Here is a 1,558-nt window from a genome sequence, read left to right as displayed (position 1 = left end):
AATGGTAGGCCTGGGCAGACTTGAACTGCCGACCCCCGCGTTATCAACACGGTGCTCTAACCAGCTGAGCTACAGGCCTGTGTCTGCCTGTCAAGGCAAAGCGCTAATAATAAATACTAGCTAAACTAAAGAACAACTTGTTGTGAATTCTTGCTGACCGAATGCCATCTATAAGGAGGTGATCCAGCCGCAGGTTCCCCTACGGCTACCTTGTTACGACTTCACCCCAGTCATCAACCACACCGTGGTGAACGCTCCCCCGAAGGTTAAGCTATCCACTTCTGGTGCAATCAACTCCCATGGTGTGACGGGCGGTGTGTACAAGGCCCGGGAACGTATTCACCGCGGCATTCTGATCCGCGATTACTAGCGATTCCTACTTCATGGAGTCGAGTTGCAGACTCCAATCTGGACTACGATAGGCTTTTTGAGATTCGCATCACATCGCTGTGTAGCTGCCCTCTGTACCTACCATTGTAGCACGTGTGTAGCCCTGGTCGTAAGGGCCATGATGACTTGACGTCGTCCCCGCCTTCCTCCAGTTTGTCACTGGCAGTATCCTTAGAGTTCCCGGCTTAACCCGCTGGTAACTAAGGACAAGGGTTGCGCTCGTTGCGGGACTTAACCCAACATCTCACGACACGAGCTGACGACAGCCATGCAGCACCTGTATTCTAATTCCCGAAGGCACTCCCGCATCTCTGCAGGATTCTAGATATGTCAAGACCAGGTAAGGTTCTTCGCGTTGCATCGAATTAAACCACATGCTCCACCGCTTGTGCGGGCCCCCGTCAATTCATTTGAGTTTTAACCTTGCGGCCGTACTCCCCAGGCGGTCTACTTATTGCGTTAGCTGCGTCACTAAGTCCTCAAGGGACCCAACGACTAGTAGACATCGTTTACGGCGTGGACTACCAGGGTATCTAATCCTGTTTGCTACCCACGCTTTCGAGCCTCAGTGTCAGTATTATGCCAGAAGGCTGCCTTCGCCATCGGTATTCCTCCAGATCTCTACGCATTTCACCGCTACACCTGGAATTCTACCTTCCTCTCACATACTCTAGCTCAACAGTATCAGATGCAGTTCCCAGGTTGAGCCCGGGGATTTCACATCTGACTTATCGAGCCACCTACGCTCCCTTTACGCCCAGTAATTCCGATTAACGCTTGCACCCTCTGTATTACCGCGGCTGCTGGCACAGAGTTAGCCGGTGCTTATTCTGCAGCTAATGTCATCGTCCGTGGGTATTAACCACGGAGTCTTCTTCACTGCTTAAAGTGCTTTACAACCAAAAGGCCTTCTTCACACACGCGGCATGGCTGGATCAGGGTTTCCCCCATTGTCCAATATTCCCCACTGCTGCCTCCCGTAGGAGTCCGGGCCGTGTCTCAGTCCCGGTGTGGCTGATCATCCTCTCAGACCAGCTACAGATCGTCGCCATGGTAGGCCTTTACCCCACCATCTAGCTAATCCGACTTAGGCTCATCTAATAGCGAGAGCAGTAAACTGCCCCCTTTCTCCCGTAGGTCGTATGCGGTATTAATACGAGTTTCCCCG

1 tRNA gene and 1 rRNA gene are annotated in these 1,558 nt (G+C 52.4%); both read right to left on the bottom strand.

From position 1 onward, the window contains the following. Window positions 1-2: 2 nt before the first annotated feature. A tRNA-Ile gene (locus tag AAEY80_RS14185) sits at window positions 3-79 on the bottom strand. Between the two features lie 92 nt (window positions 80-171). Then, a 16S ribosomal RNA gene (locus AAEY80_RS14180) occupies window positions 172-1,558 on the bottom strand; the annotation flags it as partial.

Source organism: Psychrobacter sp. 78a-MNA-CIBAN-0178, assembly GCF_040309625.1.
GTDB classification, from domain to species: domain Bacteria; phylum Pseudomonadota; class Gammaproteobacteria; order Pseudomonadales; family Moraxellaceae; genus Psychrobacter; species Psychrobacter okhotskensis.
This window is presented reverse-complemented; position numbering and strand designations above follow the sequence as displayed.